The following is a 20,544-nucleotide window of genomic DNA, read 5'->3' on the forward strand; positions in this document are numbered from 1 at the left end:
CTACCCCGCATGGCCAACAATGAGAAATCTGCAGCCACTGAACAGGTCGATACCGCGATCACCGATCAGGCGGTGGCCGAGGGTGGCGCCTATGAGGTTTTGCGCAAGCGACTGAGTGATCAAGGCAGTCAGCTGAAAGTAGCGGCCGAGGCGCTGAATGCTGAGCGGCTGGCAGCCTTCGGCAGCAGTGAGCTGAAGGTGATCGGCCGGCTGCGGGTGCGCACCGAACACAATTGCGTGCCGCGCGATCTGGTCCAGGTCGGGGAGTGTCTGCTGTTCGGCTACAACGTGTTCCTCGGGCTGAAAAAGGAAACCCAGGTCGACGACGTATTTGCCCTGTACAAACTGGTTGAGGGGACAGAGGGTTTCGATGTCGAGCCGCAGGCGCTGAAGGGCAGTTTCCTCGATCAGGCCAGCTTCGTCGCCGATTTCAAGGAGCTGTACGCCTACTACAAGAACACCCGGCTGCTGCAACTGGTACGCAAGGATGAGTGGCTGCTGGCCAGTTTCCAGATCGGCGATCGGATCAGTGATGTGCGGGTGTTCCGCTGGAGCGTCTCAGCCGATGGTCAAACTATTCGTTATGTGGACAACCGTGGCGAACGCGATATCGCCCTGCCACCGAACTACGACTTCGAGTGGACCCGCTGCGGCCGTGAGCATGCGGTCGAGGGGCGTCATCCGCATCTGAATATTCTCGATACGGTATTCGTCGAAACCGTGGGTGGCGACCTCACGGTCAAGATCGAGAACAACACCAATGATGGCCTGGGTATCTATCGCGAGCCGGTCGATGACCAGACCCAGAGTCTGGACGATGCCAAGGTTGATTTCGCCAAGGTCGGCAGCCTGATCTTGCTGCGCATCCTGCCCTACCGCGAAACCCAGTCGCGCTATCTGGCCTACAACACCCTGACCCGCGAAGTTCGGCGGATCGATGCCATCGGTCAGGCCTGCGTGCAATTGCCGGAGGACCACGGCATCGTCTTTCCCGGCGGCTATCTGCTGCAGAACGGCGAATACCGCCAGTTCGAGCAGTCAATGGCTGGCATGCGCTTCAAGCGGATGATCCGCTCGCCCAATGGCGAGGACGTGCTGTACATCTTCTACGAGCCCGAGGACGGTCGCTTTGCCCTGTTCACCTACAACCTGATCGAGCGCAAGCTGCAGCCACCGCTGTTCGGTCACGGTTATGCCCGCTATGACGATGGGCGGATCGTGTTGTTCAGCATGCAGGGCAGTGAGGCAACCCGCGTGCATCCGATGCAGATCTGGCAGACCGCCTTCTGCAGTGATGAGTTCGCCGCCCAGCAGCCGGCCAAGCAGGGCTTTGCCGGCCGCATCGGCAATGCCGAATTGGTGCGTGGTGTTTCCAATCTGCTCAATCTCTGCCGTGAGATTGAGGCGGAGAAGGTCTCCCAGGCGCGCTATGAGCGGCTGATCGCCGACGCCCGCAAGCTGTTCGATCTGCATCACTGGCTGGCCGAGTCGCACTGTGAACAGGCCGCTGCTGTGGTGCGCAGCATCGCCCAGTGCAGCGAGCTGGTGATCGACGAGTTCGTCAAGGTGGAGGCAATTCGCGCATCCGCCGAGCGCGCCTTGGCCGAGGCGCGTACCCTGCAATCGCAGCTCAAGCGCGAATGCCTGCCGGAACGCTGCGAGGCGATCGCCGATTTTGTCACCGCCCTTAACAGGCTGTCACGACAGCGCGGTCATCTGCTCAGTATTCGTGAGTTGCGCTATATGGATGTGGCGGCCATCGATGCCATGGGCGGCGATCTACAGGCCTGGCATGACGAGCTGTCCAGGTCCACTGCCGCGTTTCTCGACCGGCCCGAAGCCCTGGCTGACCTCGCGGCGCAACTCGATGCTCAGGAGAAGCAGCTCGGCATGGCGGAGAACGCCGCCAAGTTGCGTGAGCTGGTCGAAGCGCTGAAGCAAAGCGCGGCCGATCTCGATCTGCTCAGCCAGCTGCTGGCCGGGTTGCCGGTGGATGACGCCGAACAGCGTACCCGCATCGTCGAGGCGATCTCGGCCCTGTATGCGCGGCTGAACCAGATCCGTGCCCGCGCCGAGGCCAAGCGCAAGCAGCTTGGCAGCGCCGAGGCGGTGGCCCAGTTCGGTGCCCAGTTCCATCTGTTCTCGCAATCGGTGTCGGCAGCTCTGGCCGATGCCCGCGACCCCGAGGCCTGCGACGATGCGTTGGCCAGGGTGTTGGTGCAGCTGGAAGGGCTTGAGGGCCAGTTCGGCGAACACGAGCAGTTCCTGCAGGACATCCTGGCCAAGCGCGAGGAAGTGCTGGAGGCGTTCGAGTCGCACAAGCAGACCTTGCTCGATGAACGTCAGCGCCGCGCCCAGGGCCTGCACGATGCCGCGGTGCGCATCATCGATGGTCTGCCGCGGCGAACCGAGAAGTTCAGTGGCGCTGATGAGCTGAACAGTTTCTTTGCCGGTGACGCCCTGATCCTCAAGCTGCGCGACCTGGTCGAGCGCCTGCGTGGCTTCAAAGACAGCGTCAAGGCCGACGATATCGAAGCGCGGCTGAAAGCCTGTCGCGACCAGGCCGCGCGTCGGCTGCGTGATGCCAGCGAGCTGTTCGAGGACGGTGGCAATCTGATCCGGCTGGGTCGGCACCGCTTCAGTGTCAACCGGCAGGAACTCGATCTCACCCTGATTCCACGCGGCGAGCGACTCTGCCTGCATCTCACCGGCACCGATTTCTTCCAGCCGATTCAGGCTGACCAGCTCGATTCGATGCGGCCCTTCTGGGAGGCCTCGCTGCCCTCGGAGTCGGCCGAGCTGTCGCGTGCCGAATACTTAGCTGGTGCTTTCCTCGAGGCGGCCGAGCGTGGCGAGGAGGGGCTCGATGCCGGTCTGCTCATTCCGGGCAAGGATCAGGCCTCGGCGCTGGAGCAAGCCTTGCGCAAGTTCGCTGCCGCGCGTTATCGCGAAGGCTATGAGAAAGGCTTGCACGATCATGATGCAGCACGGATTCTGGCCGCCTGGGCGCCACTGCGACAAACCGCCGGCCTACTGCGTTTTGCGCCTGGCGCGCGCGCCCTGGCCATGCATGCCTGGAAGGCGCTGCGCGAGGGCATCGGCAAGCGCTGGCCGGAACGGGCGCGGGCGGCGGCCCGGCTGCGGGCACAGTTCGACGATCGAGCGGCCTGCGAACAATGGGTTAAGGAGATCGCCACCGACTTGCTGGCGCCTGCTGAAGCGCTGGATTTTGCCAAGGACCAAGCCCGGCAGGCAGCGGCCTACCTGTTCGAGGTGCTGGCCGAGCCGCATCCGCAGTTCGCCTTCAGTCGCCCCGCGCACGACCTGCGCGATGCCCTGCAAAGGGCTCTGGCCAATGATGATGGCTGGCGAAATCTGTTGCAGAGCGCCGCCGAACTGCAGGATTTGCCCAGGCTGCAACGCGAATTGATCCTCCATGCATTGAACGCCTTGTTGCGTCGTCAGCCCAAGGCCGGCGAGCCGCGCTATGTCGACGAGGCCGCAGCCCTGATTCTGCTCGCCGATCACTTGCCGAATCGTTTCAGCGAGGCCGACCTCAGTGTCGAGGTGCAGGGCTTGCTATCTGCGCATCAGCGCATTCAGGAAGGACGACTGCCAATTGCGGTGGATGACCTGGACGCACGACTGGCCCACCACCGCCAGCACTATCTGCCGCAGCTGCAGCGTTTCCAGTCGATACGGCATGCCGAACTGGAAACGGCACGCGAACGCATGCGGCTGGGCGAATTCAAACCGCGGCCGCTGACCTCGTTCGTGCGCAATCGGCTTATTGATCAGGTCTACCTGCCGCTGATTGGCGACAACCTGGCCAAGCAGATGGGCAGTGTCGGCGAGGGCAAGCGCTCCGATCTGATGGGCCTGTTGATGCTGATCTCGCCGCCTGGCTACGGCAAGACCACCTTGATGGAGTACACCGCGCACCAGCTCGGTCTGATCTTCATGAAGATCAATGGGCCGTCGCTGGGTCATGAAGTGCGCTCGCTGGATCCGGCGCAGGCGCCCGATGCCAATGCCCGGCAGGAGCTGGAAAAGCTCAATCTGGCGCTGGAAATGGGCAATAACGTGATGCTGTATGTCGACGACATCCAGCACACCCATCCGGAGTTCCTGCAGAAGTTCATCTCGCTCTGCGATGCCACCCGCCGCATCGAAGGCGTGTACGGCGGCCGCACCAAGACCTATGACATGCGCGGCAAGAAGTTCTGCGTGGTGATGGCCGGCAACCCGTATACCGAATCCGGCGACTTGTTCCGCATTCCCGACATGCTGGCCAACCGCGCCGACGTGTACAACCTGGGTGACGTGCTGGGCGGCATGCAGGAGGCCTTCCTGCTCAGCTATATCGAGAACAGTCTGACCTCGAGCCCGGTGCTGGCGCCGCTGGCCACCCGTGGCATCGAGGATCTGTACAAGCTGGTCGACAAGATTGCCGGCAAGGGTTTTTCTGCCAGCGCCTTGGCGCATAGCTATAGCGCCGCCGAACTCAGCGATATGGAGGCCGTGCTGAGTCGCCTGATGAAACTGCGTGATGTGGTGTTCAAGGTCAATCAGCAATACATCGCCAGTGCCGCCCAGGCCGAGGCCTACCGCACCGAGCCGGCATTCAAGCTGCAGGGCAGCTACCGCAATATGAACAAGCTGGCGGAAAAGGTGTCGGCGGTGATGAATGAGGCCGAGCTCGATCAGTTGGTGCGTGATCACTATCTCGGTGAATCGCAGCTGCTCACCCATGGCGCCGAGGAGAATCTGCTCAAGCTCGGTGAGCTGCTCGGCACGCAAAAGGCTGAAGACAAGACGCGCTGGGAGCAGATCAAGGCCGACTTCCGCCGGCTGAAGGCGATCGGCGGCGCCGATTCTGACACCGGCACACGGGTGGTGGCCCAGCTGCACGATCTGGTTCAGGGGGTGAACTCGCTCAAGGCCAGCGAGCCGGTCGAAGCAGCGGCGAGTCCGCCCTGGTCGCACCTTTCCGATCTGCTGGAACGGATTGTCAACGAACAAACCTTGGCGCGTAACTTCAATCGCGATGCCGCCACCGACAGCGCCATGTTCTTGAGCGGTCTGCGCAATGCCCTGGAACTTGGCTTCAAGCCCCTGGTCGAGGCGGCCAAGACTCGCAGCGAACAGCAGGATGTGTTGATCGAGTTGCTGAAGCGACTGACTAAGAAGCCGTGATTGGTGATTCGGGATTCGGGATTCGGGCGGCGCGCCGCAAGGTGGCTCGAAGCCATCGATTTTGGCGCGGACAGCAGGCGCGTCCCGGCCTCGCCCCCAAGCTAGCCCGTCCATGGCACAATCGGAGTGTGGCTGGGATTGGCCGGGTACCGACTGGGCGCACTCGATGAAGACCACACCGCACTTGCTTGACGAGCTGGTCAAACTGACCTCGATCCGCGATGCCGAGCTGCTCGAATACAGCCTGCTGCGCACTATTCAGGAGATCCTCTCGCCGACCGTGCTGTCGCTGTTCCGGCTCAGCGCCAACGGGCAGCCGTGCTATCAGATGGTCTGCGATGCTGAGCACGGGCCGCGGGTGGTGGCCGAGCCGGTGGTCAGCGCGCGCACCCTGGAGGTGGCGGCGGAATGCATGGGATTGCGCCAGGGCGTGCGGCGCCGACTGGATGACGGCCAGGAGCTGTCGGTGTATCCGGTGGTCGAGCTGCGCGGCTTTACCACCTACCTGGAAGTGGTCGACCGGTTTGGCGACGCCAAGGAGGACGCCCGACTGATCGATGGCTTCCTGCGCTTCTATGAAAACTACTGTGGCCTGCTCGACTACTCACAGCGTGATCAGTTGACCGGCCTGATGAATCGCAAGACCTTCGATGAGAGCGTGTTCAAACTGTTCAGCAGCGGTGATCGTTTTCAACTCGACGCCGCAAGCCCACGGGCCAAGGACGATCGTCGAATCGGCGCGCATCGCGGCGAGTTCTGGCTCGGCATGGTCGATATCGATCACTTCAAGCGCATCAACGATTCGTTTGGTCACTTGTATGGCGATGAGGTCTTGCTGCTGGCCTCGCAGGTAATGCAGCGCGGTTTTCGCGATACCGACCTGCTCTTTCGCTTCGGTGGCGAGGAGTTTGTCATCATCACCCAGAACGTCGATCGCGACGGCGCCCTGCATGTGTTCGAGCGTCTGCGGCAATCGATCGAATCATTCCGCTTTCCGCAGGTAGGTCAGGTCACCATCAGTATCGGGCTGGTGCAACTGGTGCCGGGCAAGCTGACGCCGATCCTGCTCGATCAGGCCGACAAGGCGCTGTACTACGCCAAGCAGCATGGTCGCAATCAGGTGGCTGTCTATCAGGATCTGGTCGAGCGCGGTGACATCGACGAAACCCAGCACACCCAGGGTTCGGTCGACCTGTTCTAGCCCGGCTATTTCATGAGGGGACGCGGATGCCATGGCGGAGGCGATCGAGCAAATTCTGAACTACTGGTTTGGCGATCACGCTGATGACGTGACCATAGCCAAGTCGCAGGCTTCACTGTGGTGGGGCAAGAATGCCGAAGTCGATGCCGACATTGGGCAACGCTTCGGAGCCCTGGTGCCGGATGCCGAGGCGGGGCGGCTGAGTGATTGGCAAACTTCGCCGCGCGGCCTGTTGGCCCTGATCCTGCTCACTGATCAATTTCCGCGCAATGTCTACCGTGACCAGGCGATGGCTTTCCATTTTGATCCGGTGGCGCGCTGGTTCTGCCTGGAGGGTCTGATGCACGGCGTCGATCGCCGCCTGCGGCCGATCCAGCGCGCCTTCTTCTACCTGCCGCTGGAACACGCCGAGGATCTCGCACTGCAGAATCGCAGTGTCGAACTGTTCGAAGCCCTGGTCAGCGAGGTGCCGGCCGCCGCGCAGTCAACCTTCAAGGGCTACCTCGACTTCGCCCGCCAGCACCAGCGCATCATTCAGCGCTTTGGCCGATTCCCACATCGGAACGCCGTGTTAGGCAGGGCGTCGACCGAGCAGGAGCTGGATTTTCTGCAACAGCCCGGTTCCTCGTTCTGAGCAGGAGTCAGGCCAGACTGGCGTTGGCCTCATAGTCGATATGTTCAAGTCCCAGGCCTTCCATCGCCTGATCGAATTCCTGGCTGCGGTCTTCATCCATATCGAGCACCAGCAACACTTCGCCTTGCTCGATTCGCTGCTCGAAGCGCCGATGCACCTCATTCGGTACGCCAGCACCGGCCAGGGCCGCCGACCAACCGCCGACGGTGGCGCCGAGCAGGGTGATCAGGCCGGCGCCGACGATGGTCAGACCCAGACCGGGCACCGCCATTGCTGCCAGCCCAGCTACCAGGCCCATGGCGCCACCGCCCAATGTGCCGCGCGCCATCGCGGGACGAATGTCGGTCGGTGAGCTTTCCTTCAATTCTGCTGGAAGCTTGTCCAATGATTCACTGCGTGTGATCAGGCCGATATCGCGATCCTCGGCGCCGAGTTGCCGGGCGGCCTGCACGCAGCGCACGCCATCGGCCAGCGAACGGGTGGCGTAGACATGGCGAATCTTCATGCGGGTCTCCTTTCTTCGTTTGGTTCAACAGGGCGCTGAGCGCCGTCCATCCCGGAGCTCGTCAGCGCAAGCAGTTGCGGCAAAGCCGCATCGCCTTGGAAGGGAAGCAAACAAACAATTGAGTGTTCGATTCCTTTGGCGCGCCATCCGTGGCTCGCGACTGCAGCTGCTGAAAGCACTCAGCAGCCAGCGCAAGCCTATCGCACCCAGAGTCAAGCCAACGGCAAGCTGATTGTTAATAACATGCCGTTCAACCTAACTGCGGTTGTGGTCTTGGTTGGACGAGGCTGCGCCGCCGATCGATCACGGTTGCATACCCGAGTACACTGAGTACCGGCGACGGAGTAGGTCGCGGCTGCAGGGAGGCGACATGAACCTCCAATCCAGCGTTTGGTGGCTTCTGCTGTGCAGCAGTTTGGCCACCGCAAGTGCGATCAGCGCCGAGTCGCGCGAGTATGCGGCAGGGCGGCGCGCCATGCTGGACGAAATCGCCGCCGATGCCCGCCGCACCGCGTTTGATACAGGCCGCAGTCGATTCTCCGAGCCCGTCATGCAGGCCATGCAGCGCGTGCCGCGACATGCCTTCGTACCCGAGCAGTACCGCACGGTGGCCTATGCCAATCGACCACTGCCGATCGGCCATGGCCAGACCATTTCGCAGCCCTATATCGTCGCCTTGATGAGCGACCTGCTCGATATCGAGCCCGGCGATAGGGTGCTGGAAATCGGTACCGGATCCGGCTACCAGGCTGCAGTCCTGGCTGAACTCGATGCTAAGGTGTTCAGTATCGAGATCATAGAGCCGTTGGCCAAGCAGGCGGCCGAGCGCCTGCCTGAACTTGGTTACCGCAGTATCGAGCTGCGCCATGCCGACGGCTACTACGGTTGGCAGGAAGCGGCGCCCTTCGATGCCATCATCGTTACTGCGGCAGCCAATTCAGTGCCGCCGCCGCTGATTCGCCAGCTCAAACCGGGCGGCGTACTGGTGATCCCGGTCGGCGCACCGTTCCTGACCCAGAGTCTGATCAAGGTGGAGAAGACCGCGGCGGGCGAGTTGCACACGCAAAGAATTCTGCCGGTGCGCTTCGTACCCCTGACCGGTGAGCGCGAGTGAACTGAATCATGGACAGCTCGCCGGCCCGACCTGCGCAGCCGATCGGTCTGCTGCTGTCGGTTGCCTGTATCGCAGCGGCCGCCCTGGCCTATCAAATCGTGCTGATGCGCTTCTATGCCGTGCTGCATTGGCAGTGGTTCGCAGCGATGATCGTCAGCCTGGCCCTGCTCGGTCATGGTTTGAGCGGCAGCCTGCTGGCCTTGCGCAGCGCCGCCTTCGGGCGCTGTTTTGACTGGCTGTACCCGTGGTTGGCGGTGGCCTTTGCGCTGAGCATGCCGCTCGCCTTTGCGATCGCCCAGCGCTGGCCGTTCAACGGCCTGGAGCTGATCTGGGACCCGGCTCAGCTGGCTTGGTTGGCGCTGAGTTATCTCTGCCTTAGCCTGCCGTTTGCCTGCGCCGCGGCCTGCTTCGGGTTGGCCTTTATTCGCTATGGTGCGGCGATCCCGCGGCTGTATGCCGCCGACCTGTTCGGCGCTGGTCTCGGCGCCCTGGGCGTGCTGTGGCTGATGCAGGCCTTGCCCCTACGCCACTGGCTGCCTGCGCTCGGGCTGCTGGCGGTGTTCGGCGCCTGGCTGGGCAGTGCCGGCCTGTCGATCGCGCGGCGCAGCAGCCTGTTGGCGCTGGGTCTGCTGCTCCTGCCGCCATCGTGGACCGCGGTGGAACCCAATCCCTACAAGGGGCTGAGCGCCACGTTGCGACTGCCGGGCGCCGAGCGGCTCGAGCGTCAAGCCGGGCCGCTCGGTGTACTGGATCTGCTGGCCAGTCCCGAGGTGCCGCTGCGTCAGGTGGCCGGCCTGTCGATGCTGGCTGACCGCGAGCCGGTGGCTCAGCTGGGCCTGTTCATTGATGGCGAGGGGCCGAGTCCGATCAGTCAGGTGGTCGATGTCGATCGACTGGGCTACCTGGAGCAAACCACCGCCGCCTTGCCGTATCAGTTACTCAGCGCGCCCAGCGTATTGATCCTCGGCGCAGGCGGCGGCGATGCCGGCTGGCAGGCCTTACGCGGCGGTGCACGCTCGCTGCAGCTGGTGGAACCCAATGCTCAGTTGGCGGCCTGGCTGGATACGCCTGGCTCGCCGGCTTACTCGGCGCTGATCGCTGACCTGCGAGTGCAGCGCCGGGTGGCTGATCCGCGTGCCGTGCTCGATCGGGCCGAGCGGCGCTACGATCTGATCGTGTTGCCGCCGCCCGATAGTCCGATCGGCGCTGGCGGCGGGGTGCAGGCGGCCTCGGACACCTTTCTTTACACCATCGAGGCGCTGCGCTCGGCCTGGCATGGGCTGCAACCGAACGGCATGATCAGTATCAGCCGTTGGGAGCAAAGCCCGCCGCGGGCCAGTCTGAAGCTGATCGCCACTGCCGTGGCAGCGTTGCGCGATCTCGGTGTCAGCGATCCAGCGGCTCATCTGCTGCTGATCCGCGATTGGCAGACCAGCGTACTGCTGATCGGGCGTCGGCCCTTCAGCGCCGAGCAGCAGGCCGCGGCACAATCGTTTTGCCGCCGCTACGCCTTCGAGACGGTTCATCTGGCCGGTCTGGACCTGTCTGATCTGCAATCGAACGATAGGCTAAGGGAGGCGGTGCGGGCTGTGCTGGGCGCAGATGCCGAGCGGTTCATCGCCGAGTATGCGTTCGATATTCGCCCGGCCAAGGATGAGCGGCCGTTCTTTCACAACTACTTTCGCTGGCAGACCCTGCCGGTACTATGGCGGCTGCGCGCCCAGGGCGGCGCGACCCTGCTCGATTCGGGCTATCTGTTGGTGCTGGCGGGCCTGGTCCAGGCCAGCCTGCTGGCCGCATTGCTGATCTTGCTGCCACTGCGCTGGTTGCCGCGCGCCGCCCGTGCATCGACCTCGGCACTGCGCCGCTGGCCGGCCGCCGCGTACTTCTTCGCCCTGGGCCTCGGCTTCTTATTCTTCGAGATCGCCGCCCTGTCGCGCTACACGCTGTATCTTGGTCAGCCGCTGTGGTCGGCCTCCCTGGTTCTGGCCGGGCTGTTGGGGTTTGCCGGTGTGGGCAGTGCCACTGCCCAACGTTGGACGACCCGACCGATGGCGCGGCGTATCGCGGCGTTAAGTGCCGCCGTTGCCATCCTGGCGTTCGAGTGGCTGCATCCGGCCTGGTTTGCCCTCAGCGCGAACTGGCCGGTGTGGGCGCGCGCGCTCAGCGGTGGCCTGTTGCTGGCGCCCTGCGCCTTTCTGCTCGGCCTGCCGTTTCCGCTCGGCCTCAGCCGCCTCGCCACGCATGCCCCGGCCCTGGTGCCCTGGGCCTGGGGCATCAATGGCGTGGCCTCGGTGATCAGTGCCCTGCTGGCCGTGGTGCTGGCCATGGCCTGGGGCTATTCGGTGATCATGCTGATTGCCGCTGGCTTGTATGTGCTGGCGGCGTGGTCGCGGTTTTGAGCGCTTCGGCGAGTGCGGCACGTCTTCAATCGGCACCGGCCAAGGCTGAACGCAATAGACCGCTGCGCAGCAAGTTGGCCACCGCCTCGCCGGGCAGCTGAGTGCTGGGGACCTTTGTCCCCGCCAGTGGAAACAGATCGCGTAGCAGACGTCCGCCCAGAAAGGCGGCACGTTGTCCATTGTCCGTGCAGACCAGGGTAGGGCGCAGGGCGATGCGATCGGTCAGGGCGCAGGGCGCGTCTTCCCAGTGTGTGGTCTCACCCAGCTGTAGCCAGCGCGGCAGCTCCAGCGGCGAAGCGGCTGCATGCGTGTCCTGGGTTTCAAGCTCCGTGCCAGAGCGATCGCGCCAGAACGCACTGCTGATGCCCGCTGCGGCATAGTGCTGCTGCGCGAAGCGCCGGTGTCGGTTGGCAGTGTCACACAATGCCTGCTGATAAAAAGCCAGGGCCGCATTGCGGTCTGCCGAATAGTGCAAGGCGGTGTTCAGTACCAGGGCGGCCAATAGGGCCGTCTGGATCGCCACCTGCACCCCGCTGGCGGCCAGCGGATCGATCTGCAACGCTGCATCGCCCACCGCCAACAGGCCGTCAGGCAGGGGCCAGTCGATCTGCGCGGCGCTGGCATCGACCGCCAACACGCGTCCATGATCGGCCGAGATTTCGCCCTGATCGAGAATCTCGCTGTCGACAACCGCTTGCCGATACGCTGCTGCCAAGGATGAAGCAGCGCGCTGGCGGCGTAGTTCGGTCGCGTCCTTGAACACAAAGATCCGACTCATGCCGGCTGGCAAGGGGACGCGCCACAGCCAGCCCTGTGCCGTTGCCGCCAGCCGTGGCGAGGGCGGCAGTTGCGGCCACTCGGCATGCATTGCCCAGGTACTGGCGCCGACATGCCGCAGCGGCAGTCGCAGCGCGCGCTGCCGGCCGCTGGCGTCGATCAGCCAGCGGCACTGAACGTCGCGTTGAGTTGTGTCATGGCCTAGCCTGAGTCGCCAGCCCTGCTCCATCTGGCTTCGATGGAGCAAGCGCGCGGGCTGCCAGACCTCGGCTCCATGCGCCTGTGCCATGCGCAGCAACAGGGCATCGAACGCGCCGCGATCGACCAGCAGGCCAGGGTATGGGTCGTGCCGAGTCTGCCATTCGCTGCCCCAACGAATACCGATTTCATCGGCGACAGGAAAGCGCAGTGCGGCGATGGCCTCGCCGATACCGAGCGACTGCAGCTGCTGCAGGCAACCGGCACTGATCGACTCGCCTAGGCGTGGCCGAGGAAACGGCTCGCGCTCGACGATCAGGCTGCGCAGACCAAGCTGAGCACAGCGCAGGCCCAACACACTGCCGGCCGGGCCGGCGCCGAGGATCACGAGGTCGTAGTGGGGTCGAGCAGTCAAGGCTGCAGACCGCCTGCTCGCCGCGGAACTCCCTTGCCGATGGTTGGGGAGGCTGCAGGGGTTCGGCAGCCGATCTTTCTCCGCCTAGGGGGCTGGCGTAGCGAGGTGCCTGGGTAGGGGGAAGTGTTTTCGGCGCCCCGGTTTCCCCCTCTCCCCAACCCCTCCCCCGCCAGGGGGGAGGGGCTATAAGAAGGGGCTTGGCGTAGCGAGGTGCCTGGGTGTGGGGAAGTGTTTTCGGTGCCCCGGTTTCCCCCTCTCCCCAACCCCTTCCCCGCCAGGGGGGAGGGGCTATGAGGGGCGTGGCGCAGCGAGGTGCCTGGGTAGGGGGAAGTGTTTTCGGCGCTTCGGTTTCCCCCTCTCCCCAACCCCTCCCCCGCCCGGGGGGAGGGGCTATGAGGGGCGTGGCGTAGCGAGGTGGCTGGGTAGGGGGAAGTGTTTTCGGTGCCCCGGTTTCCCCCTCTCCCCAACCCCTCCCCCGCCCGGGGGGAGGGGCTATAAGAAGGGGCGTGGCGTAGCGAGGTGGCTGGGTAGGGGGAAGTGTTTTCGGTGCCCCGGTTTCCCCCTCTCCCCAACCCCTCCCCCGCCCGGGGGGAGGGGCTATAAGAAGGGGCTTGGCGTAGCGAGGTTCCTGGGTAGGGGGAGATGCCTTCGGATTCCCGAACGCTCTCTGTTCTCAACCCCTGCATCGACAAGTTCAGCACGAATCCCCCGCCAGGGCGGAGGGCCTACAACGAGGTGTTTGGTTGAGTCGCAGCCAGGCCCCCAGGCAATGCAGCAACCAGCCGCGGATGTAGTCGCAGGCCGGGCGGCCGCGGGCGATGACTTCGTGGTGGCAGCCGCCGCCGCAAAGATAGCGGGCCCAGCAGCTTGAACATGGACTTTGCGCGTGGACATGACGTTGGCGCAGCCAGTTCGCCTGCTTGCCACGATCGATGCCATCCTCGATATCGCCAAGCACGGCGCTGCTATCACCGACAAAGCGATGACAGGCGGCCAACTGGCCCTCGGCATCCACGCCGAGATAGCCGGCGCCGGCGCCGCAGGGGTAGGGGCGGTGGGTGCCGCGGCCGAGTTCGCGCAGGGCGTTCATCAAATTGGCAAAGGCATAACGTCGACCTTGGGCGAGCTGTTGCTCGGCGTGCTCGGCGCAGGCGATCATCTGGCCCAGCAGCACACGCAGATCGTCGGCGCCCATTTCCATCTGGCCGTTCGGCGCATGCAGCATCGGTGAGTAGCCGACGCTGTGAAAGCCGAGGCCGAGCATCGCATCCAGTCCCTCGGGGGTGGGCAGATTGTGCGGTGTCACCGTCACCCGCGCTGACACCTGCATCTCGCCCTGCCGCGCCAGCAAGGGCTCGATGCGTTGCAGGATGCGCGCGTAGCTGCCTTGGCCATTCGGAAACGGCCGTAGACGGTCGTGCTCGGCGGCGTCGCCGTCCAGGCTGATAGTGACGGCGAATCGATGTCGCTGGAACAGCTCGATATCGTCATCGCGGATCAGGGTGCCATTGCTGGTGATGGAAAAGCTGAGCGCGATGCCGGCCGCCGCAGCACGTTCGGCGGCATAAGCCGTGGTAGCGTGCAGGACGCTGCGATTGGCCAACGGCTCGCCGCCCATAAAGGCGAGATTGGCCTTGCCCAGTGGCGCGGCGTCGGTCAGCAAGCGGTCGACCGAACGCTGCGCCACCTGCAGAGACATCGCTTTCGGCGCTGCCCCAAAACCGCCTTGCTGGGCATAGCAGTACTGGCAGCCGAGATTGCAGCGCTGCGCCACTGCCAGGCTGAGGGCGTGCAGGGGCGGTTCTTCCGGTGCGCGATCGTCGATTGCCCGACGCGGGTCGACGCCCCAGCGACTTAACAAAGTGCTGCGCTCTATGTCGTCGCCTTGGTGCCAATCCTGGGCCGCCTGATCGGCGATATCGAACAGCTGCGAGGCATTGCAGACCAGCAGCTGCGCGCCATCGGGGCCCTGAAACAGATGGCCATGGGCCGACTGTGGTCGACTGGCCGCGATCGCGCGCTCGGCCCGCGAGCGCGCGGCCAGGCCGTGCTCAGGGCTCAGGGGCATCGCGGCCGCCGATCTGGAATTTCAGCACCTCTTCCCAGCGCGCGAACAGGTCGGCGTAATCGATCAGGCGCTGATCCTGATAATCGTCGATCACATACTCGCCATCGCGTACCTTGCTCATCCAGTTGTCGCCGCGACTGCCGTTTTCGGCCGGTTCCAGGTTGATGTAGTCGGGCCGGCTCGAAGCCCAGTAGTAGCAGACGCATTCGCGAAAGTCGTTCTGCCACGGCGAGCACAGGCCGCGGGTCAATTCGCCGGGTTCGGCGATCGCATCGCTGATCAAGCCCGAGTCGGGTTCGAAAAAGTTCCGAACTTCGAGTTCCACCGTAATGGTTTTCTGATGGGTCGGCTTCAGCTCGTGCGGCGCCACCTCGGCGCTAAATTTGCACGGCACCTTCTGCCCGGCCTTTTGCAGGATCAGGGCAAAGGTGTTCGACCATTCCATGGTGAAGGGCGAGTAGGCCTCATCGCCGGTGCCATCGGCCGAGGGGCCATGGGCCATTGCCACCGTTGGATGGCCATCGACCTCCAGCAGTCGATGATGTAGCAGCTGCTCCAGGCCCGGGTCGGCCTGCACCACGTAGTTGTTGTGCTCGACCAGGGTGATGCCGCACAGCACCCGACGCCAGGCGCTGCGGAAATCGAGTTCCAGGCCGGGGCAGCAATTGCCCACCGAGGAGCTGACCACGCTGACGAAAGAGTTGAACTCGCCCTGATACAGCAATTGCGCACTGCGATTGCGCGGACTTAGCGCGGCGGCTTTGGGTGCTGCGTCGTCATCGAACAGGGTCCACTCGCCGGCGCGTTGCAGGGTGTTCAGTTGGCGCCGGGTCAGGGCCAGGTAATTGGTATCGGCGCCCGACATCAGGGCCGGCATCTTGCGTCGGCCCTGATCGCTGAGGTCACCGGTGGCATCGGGCGAGCGCATCAGGCGCGAGAACCAGGCCGGCGTGCCGCTCTGCATGGTCGCCATCAGCTGCTGGTGCAAAGCCAGAATCGCATAGGTATCGACCGCATGCGGCGCCATCACCGGTGCCAACGGACGCGGATAATCGGAGGAATCATCGGCCGGCATGGTGTCGGCGCGATTCGGTCGGCCGCGGGTGGTGTCGCCATTGAGCACCGCGATGTTCATGAACTGCACGGTCTGGAATGCGCCCCGCACGATCGACTCGGCCTCGGCCAGCGGAATCCGCGCGCCCTGCGGGTGTTCCGGGCCTTCCAGTGCCTGCAGCAGATCGTCGGCCAGGCGACGTACGAACTGCGCATCAGGGGCAAAGATCGGCGGCGCTGAACAGACCCTGCCGCGGGCGCTGTGCACCACACAGTCGTTCTTATCGACCAGTTCCACCTCGACGTAGCCGTCGCAGATATCATCGAACATGCCGCGGCTGGGTTGCGGGTCGTCGGTGAAATTGAAGAACGGCGCCTTGCCATAGGCGGCGTACAGGCCCTGCGACAAGGTGTTCAGGGTTTCATCGTCATCGCGGTAGCCATGCCAGCTGCCCTTCTGGCTGTCGTAGAACACCCGCTCTGGCGGCACTTCGTAGCGCGCGGTGTGCCAGACCGGCGGGATCTTCAGTTCGCGCCGTTGCTCCTCGGTCAGCGGCGTACTGCCGTACACCGCGCCATTGCTGGGCCAGAAGCGCAGGCGCAGCTGCGGGTGCTCGGCATTCGGTTCGATCAGCTGCAGGGCGCCAAACGGCAGTCGGTACTGTTCGCCCTGGAGGAAATTGGCGCATTCGCCGAGCAGGGCCTGTGGCGCATGATCATCGCCCGCGGCGCTCACTTCGGCCCGGATCTTGTCGTTTGGATCATTGGTGCGGCGGAACAGTTTGTTATTGCCGACCACGGCCCGCCAGCGCAGGCTAAGGCCGGCGGCTTTGAGGTCGGCCTCGGTCAGTGGGCGCAACTGCTGATCGTCGCCGACCCGCGCATACAGCTCGATAAATGGCGCCACCGGTCGAATCTTGCCGTCCTGCTTGAACGCGATCGGCTGCTCGTTCGGCGCCAGTTCGCCAATGATCTTGCCGCTGGCGCGATCGGTAAGCAGGGTGCGATCACGGCACAGTCGCGGCAGTTCCAGCGGCTTGTCCGGATCGGGTATCAGGCGGAAGTTGTCCAGCGGCGATTCCGCCGAACCAACCCGGGCGATGGTCAGTGGTGGCAACAGGCGCAGATCGTCGATCTTCATGCCAGGGCTCCTGCGGCAAGGACGGCGTTGGCATTGCGTTGAAAGGCCAGCAAGGCATCGCGCCAGCGCTGATCGGCATCGATCATGGCGGCGAAATAGTCGCGCTCCTCGCCTTCGGCGCTGGCCTTCAGCTCGGCGGAAAGCAGCAGGGCGGTATCGACCAGTTCCAGCTGCACCGTCCAATCGGCGGCGGCATCCAGGGCCAGGGCCTGAGTGTAAGGCAGCTGGAAAGGTGGCCCGGCCATCAGTGCATCGGGGCGTTCAGTCATCGGGGCGTGCATCAGCCGATTGGCCAGGCCTTTCAGCGCGTACATCTCGACAAAGCTGTGCTGCAGCAGGCTGGCCATGGCGCCCGGCGTTTGGTGTTGCTGCGGGTTGCGGGCCAAACGGAAATACTGCGCCAGACAAAACAGCAGGATGCGGTAACGCAGATCGCTGAGTGCGGCCAGCTTGCGTGTGCGCGGGTGACGAATGCGGCTGCCGTTGCCGTCCTCTGTGTCGCGCAAGGTGCTGGGGTTGCTGGCGATATTGCGATACGGCACAGGCGCCTCGTTAGGGAAGCGCTTCTTGTAGTCGCGATAGATGCCGAGAAAGCGCTGGAAGTGCGAGCGCTCATCCGGATCGTGCGGCGCCTCGCCCTGTTCGGCGACCCGCTGCAGCGCCGCCACGGCTTGATCGCGGGTGGCGCAGGGCTCGATCAACATATCCACCCGTTGCGGCGGGGTGCGCGGGTCGCGCGGTGGCGGATCGGTATCCCAGCCGACCTGGCCCTCACCGGTCGGTCGGCCATGATTGCGCGCCCAGCCGGCAAAGTCGGCCTGAATAAAGAAGCGGTATTCGTCGAATACGCTATCCGGCACGCAGTGCCGATCGCTGAGCACCTTGATCAGCCGCTTGTACAGCTTGCCGACGTGGTGGAATTCGTCCTGATTGACCTGCAGGTACTTCACCGGCGCGCCGATCAGGCGGGCAATTTCCTCGGCCTCCGGCCCGCGCCAGTCCGGCGGCGCCTCGGCATAGACAAACCGTGCCAGCGCCTTCAGGGTCAGCGGCTCGAGAGTGAAAGGAAACGGATAAAAAGCGCTGTCCCAGGGCAGGTCGCGACGATCCCAGGTGGTGCTGCCGCCAATCAGAGTAATGACGTTCTGCACCGTCATCAGATGGCCCATTTCTTCCTTGGCGATACTGAGAATGGTGTCTTGCCAGGCCCGTACCGCTTCGCGGTCGGCCTCTGGCACCTGCGAGCCACCCAGCGACCAGGCGGCGTACAGGTACTGCACCATCAGCGCGTGCTCGATCTCGGCGCCCATGTGAGCGAGCAAGGCGGCGTAATCGCGCCAGCCGATCTCATCCGGCTTGCCGCGTGGATGGCGGTGATCGTCCTGCTCCAGGCTGGCCAGCAAGGGCAGCTCCAAACGACGGTGACGCGGTGACCCAGTATCAGCACTCGACATGTCGCCCCCCAGCGCATGGCCTGAACTCAAGGTTTCCCCGGCATCGATCGCCCGAGGATGGAAACGCGTGAGGGGAGTGTGCCAGAAGCGGAATCGTTTCGCCGGGTCGGCCGTAGTGAACAACGGCACAGTGCAGCGTTTGATTGACATGCGAGTCGAATGGGTCAGGTGGGCACGGTCCCTGTCGGATGCGCCTCAATGCGTAGCACAATGCTGAAGTACTCATTTCAGCAGCCTGTTGTTGCGCGGCGCACTCGGAATTCACCCACGCACGTCATTGATGTCCGGCACCTTTGGACGAGTATTCTGGGATTGTTGAGCGGTTGCGCTGAAAACCATCCAGGGTGGAGGTATTTCGACAGCCTGTTAAACCTTTTCCCACCCAACGGCATCCAACCAACACCATTGACCCTAGAGGGAGCTTGCTCATGCGCATCGAATTGCCCTTCACTGCCTGTCTGCTGCTGGCCTCCGGCTCGGCATTCGCCTGGGGCGACTGCGATCACCGCGCCGAGCGCGCGCTCGATATCGCACCCGGCCAGGCCGTCACCCTGGCCCTGGCTGTTGGTGCCGGTGACCTGGAGGTGCGCGGCGACCCCAAGGCCAGCCAGATTCAACTGCGCGGCCGCGCCTGTGCCAGCAGCCAGGCATTGCTCGATCAGATTCAGTTTCTTGGGCAAACCAGCGGCGACCGGGTCGAGGCACAAACCCAGATCCCCAAGCTGGAGGGCGGCTGGGGCTCGGACACTGCCTACATCGATGTCACCGTGGTGATGCCCGCTCACCTGATACTCGATTTGCGCGATTCCTCAGGTGATATCGACATCCATGCCGTGGCCGCGGTCAAGGTGAAGGACAGCTCAGGCGATATCCGTATTCGTGAGATTGGCGGCTCGGTGGAAGTCGCGGACAGCTCTGGCGATATCGAGATTCGCACCGTCGCCGGCAATGTCGAGGTAACCAATGACAGCTCCGGTGACATCGAGATCGATGACGTGCAGGGTAATGCTCTGGTGCGGGTCGACAGCTCGGGCGATATCGAACTAAGCGGCATCCGCAAGAACGCCGAAGTCGGCCGCGACAGCTCCGGCGGCATCGTGTTCAAGGATATCGGCGGCAATGCTACCGTCGGCAGCGACAGCAGTGGCGGCATTCGGGCCAGCAAGGTGCGGGGCGACTTTATCGTCGATGCGGATACCAATGGCGATATCAGCCATAGCGATATTGGCGGCCGGGTTGACGTGCCGATGCGGCGCTGAACAGAAAGGTCCACCTTGGCGCTGGCATTTCGGTGTGTAGCCGCGCGCGTGGCTTTGCCCGATCCTCACCCCCGCCCCGCACTCCGGCCATCGCGCATGCCTGCGCGATGGCGGTTGGCGACTTCGTCGCTACGACGGGCTGACGCCCGAACGGCGGCTCGCAGCGATGCTGCTCGAAGCCCGCCTCACCCCTTGGGGAGAGATCGATGTGCGCCGACTTTCGCCGCACCGGTTGATGCCCCGGAACTCCCTCCCCGATGTTCGGGGAGGGCTGGGCAGGGGTGTAAAGCGCTGGCTCGGCGAATCAATGAGTTAAAGCATCGATTCATGGAAAGAGAGACGTCTCACTTCACCCTGTCCCCGGTGCTTGCACGCCTGGCGGCCGGGGTGCGGTGAGGGTCCTCGAGCTTCAATTCACGTAACAGCCCCTCAATCCACTCATCCTTGGCCTGCTGATACGCCTGCCGCTGATGGGCGAATTGATCCGCCAAGACCCGCTTGGTCTCGGCATAGCTCGCCGCCAGCGCCGGATCTGCACGCAGTAGATCGCGAAAGCTGATCAGCAGCCGCCACTGTTCAGAGTCGAGTTCCAGCATATGCAGATGATGGGTGCGCGGCTCGCCCTTGACGAAATAGTGGCGTCGCGCAACACCGTATTCGCCGCGATAGTGATAGCCGATGAGCTGCAGCGGCTCGATGCAGGCGGTCGCGCTTTCGAAGTTGTCCACGCCAACCACAATATCCAGGATCGGTTTGGCCGGCACGCCGGGGATGGCAGTGCTGCCGACATGTTCAATGCTCAATGCAAGGTTCCCGAGCACGGTGAGCATCCGTCCTCGTTCCTGTTCAAACACATTCGCCCACTCGGTATGCCAGCCGCTCAGCGTCACCTCGCCCCCCGCTTGACCAAGCCTGGCTAGCAGCCTGTCGGACTTCGTCCCGCGAAACGCGATTTCGGTCGATCTTACCCAACGATCGATGGCGTCAGGTGGTTCTTCGATTCCGCAATCGGTCGGCCCTTCGCCGAATCGCTGAACGTGCTGCGAGTCAAGACGTTTTGAGCCCGCTCGGCAGACGTGGTGGGCTGCCTCGGCGGATCAGAGCGCCTGCTGCAGTCGGTGTAGCCG

The 20,544-nt window shown here is 63.8% G+C and carries 12 protein-coding genes; 6 read left to right on the forward strand and 6 right to left on the reverse strand.

Going from position 1 to position 20,544, the window contains the following annotated elements; genetic code table 11:
* The first annotated feature begins 9 nt into the window (after positions 1–9).
* From IFO71_RS11005 to IFO71_RS11015, 3 genes are all read left to right on the forward strand, one after another.
* Positions 10–5,196: a DNA repair ATPase gene (locus IFO71_RS11005; RefSeq protein ID WP_192029680.1), complete on the forward strand. Its 5,187-nt coding sequence runs from the start codon at positions 10–12 to the stop codon at positions 5,194–5,196.
* Positions 5,197–5,362: 166 nt separating this feature from the next.
* A complete protein-coding gene (locus IFO71_RS11010; protein ID WP_192029681.1) occupies positions 5,363–6,397 on the forward strand; it encodes a GGDEF domain-containing protein in 1,035 nt (344 codons plus the stop codon).
* A gap of 31 nt (positions 6,398–6,428) precedes the next feature.
* Positions 6,429–7,031, forward strand: a complete 603-nt coding sequence (locus IFO71_RS11015; RefSeq protein WP_192029682.1) for a DUF924 family protein — start codon at positions 6,429–6,431, stop codon at positions 7,029–7,031.
* 7 nt (positions 7,032–7,038) lie between these two features.
* On the opposite strand, the gene IFO71_RS11020 is transcribed toward IFO71_RS11015, so the two are convergent.
* Complete coding sequence (locus IFO71_RS11020; RefSeq protein ID WP_192029683.1) at positions 7,039–7,536, reverse strand: hypothetical protein; 498 nt, start codon at positions 7,534–7,536, stop codon at positions 7,039–7,041.
* Between the two features lie 370 nt (positions 7,537–7,906).
* Here IFO71_RS11020 and IFO71_RS11025 point away from each other — a divergent pair, with 370 nt between their 5' ends.
* Both IFO71_RS11025 and IFO71_RS11030 read left to right on the forward strand, forming a co-directional pair.
* Positions 7,907–8,650, forward strand: a complete 744-nt coding sequence (locus IFO71_RS11025) for a protein-L-isoaspartate(D-aspartate) O-methyltransferase (protein ID WP_192029684.1) — start codon at positions 7,907–7,909, stop codon at positions 8,648–8,650.
* 8 nt (positions 8,651–8,658) lie between these two features.
* A complete protein-coding gene (locus IFO71_RS11030; protein ID WP_192029685.1) occupies positions 8,659–11,052 on the forward strand; it encodes a polyamine aminopropyltransferase in 2,394 nt (797 codons plus the stop codon).
* A gap of 25 nt (positions 11,053–11,077) precedes the next feature.
* On the opposite strand, the gene IFO71_RS11035 is transcribed toward IFO71_RS11030, so the two are convergent.
* The 4 genes from IFO71_RS11035 to IFO71_RS11050 form a co-directional block, all read right to left on the reverse strand.
* Entirely contained in the window at positions 11,078–12,442 is a 1,365-nt protein-coding gene (locus IFO71_RS11035; RefSeq protein ID WP_192029686.1) for an NAD(P)/FAD-dependent oxidoreductase, read from the reverse strand.
* 694 nt (positions 12,443–13,136) lie between these two features.
* Positions 13,137–14,510 (reverse strand): radical SAM/SPASM domain-containing protein, encoded by a 1,374-nt coding sequence (locus IFO71_RS11040; protein ID WP_192029687.1) that lies wholly within the window; start codon positions 14,508–14,510, stop codon positions 13,137–13,139.
* Complete coding sequence (locus IFO71_RS21845; protein WP_225444554.1) at positions 14,494–16,704, reverse strand: hypothetical protein; 2,211 nt, start codon at positions 16,702–16,704, stop codon at positions 14,494–14,496. The genes IFO71_RS11040 and IFO71_RS21845 overlap by 17 nt, the downstream gene beginning before the upstream one ends.
* Entirely contained in the window at positions 16,701–18,158 is a 1,458-nt protein-coding gene (locus IFO71_RS11050; protein WP_192029688.1) for a ferritin-like domain-containing protein, read from the reverse strand. The genes IFO71_RS21845 and IFO71_RS11050 overlap by 4 nt, the downstream gene beginning before the upstream one ends.
* A gap of 428 nt (positions 18,159–18,586) precedes the next feature.
* Between IFO71_RS11050 and IFO71_RS11055 the strand changes: the two genes are divergently transcribed.
* Positions 18,587–19,417: a DUF4097 family beta strand repeat-containing protein gene (locus IFO71_RS11055; RefSeq protein WP_192029689.1), complete on the forward strand. Its 831-nt coding sequence runs from the start codon at positions 18,587–18,589 to the stop codon at positions 19,415–19,417.
* A gap of 344 nt (positions 19,418–19,761) precedes the next feature.
* On the opposite strand, the gene IFO71_RS11060 is transcribed toward IFO71_RS11055, so the two are convergent.
* Positions 19,762–20,307 carry a GrpB family protein gene (locus tag IFO71_RS11060; RefSeq protein ID WP_192029690.1) on the reverse strand — a complete coding sequence of 182 codons (546 nt, stop codon included), beginning with the start codon at positions 20,305–20,307 and terminating at the stop codon, positions 19,762–19,764.
* Positions 20,308–20,544: the final 237 nt, after the last annotated feature.

The organism is Pseudomarimonas arenosa (genome assembly GCF_014841215.1).
GTDB lineage: Bacteria > Pseudomonadota > Gammaproteobacteria > Xanthomonadales > Xanthomonadaceae > Pseudomarimonas > Pseudomarimonas arenosa.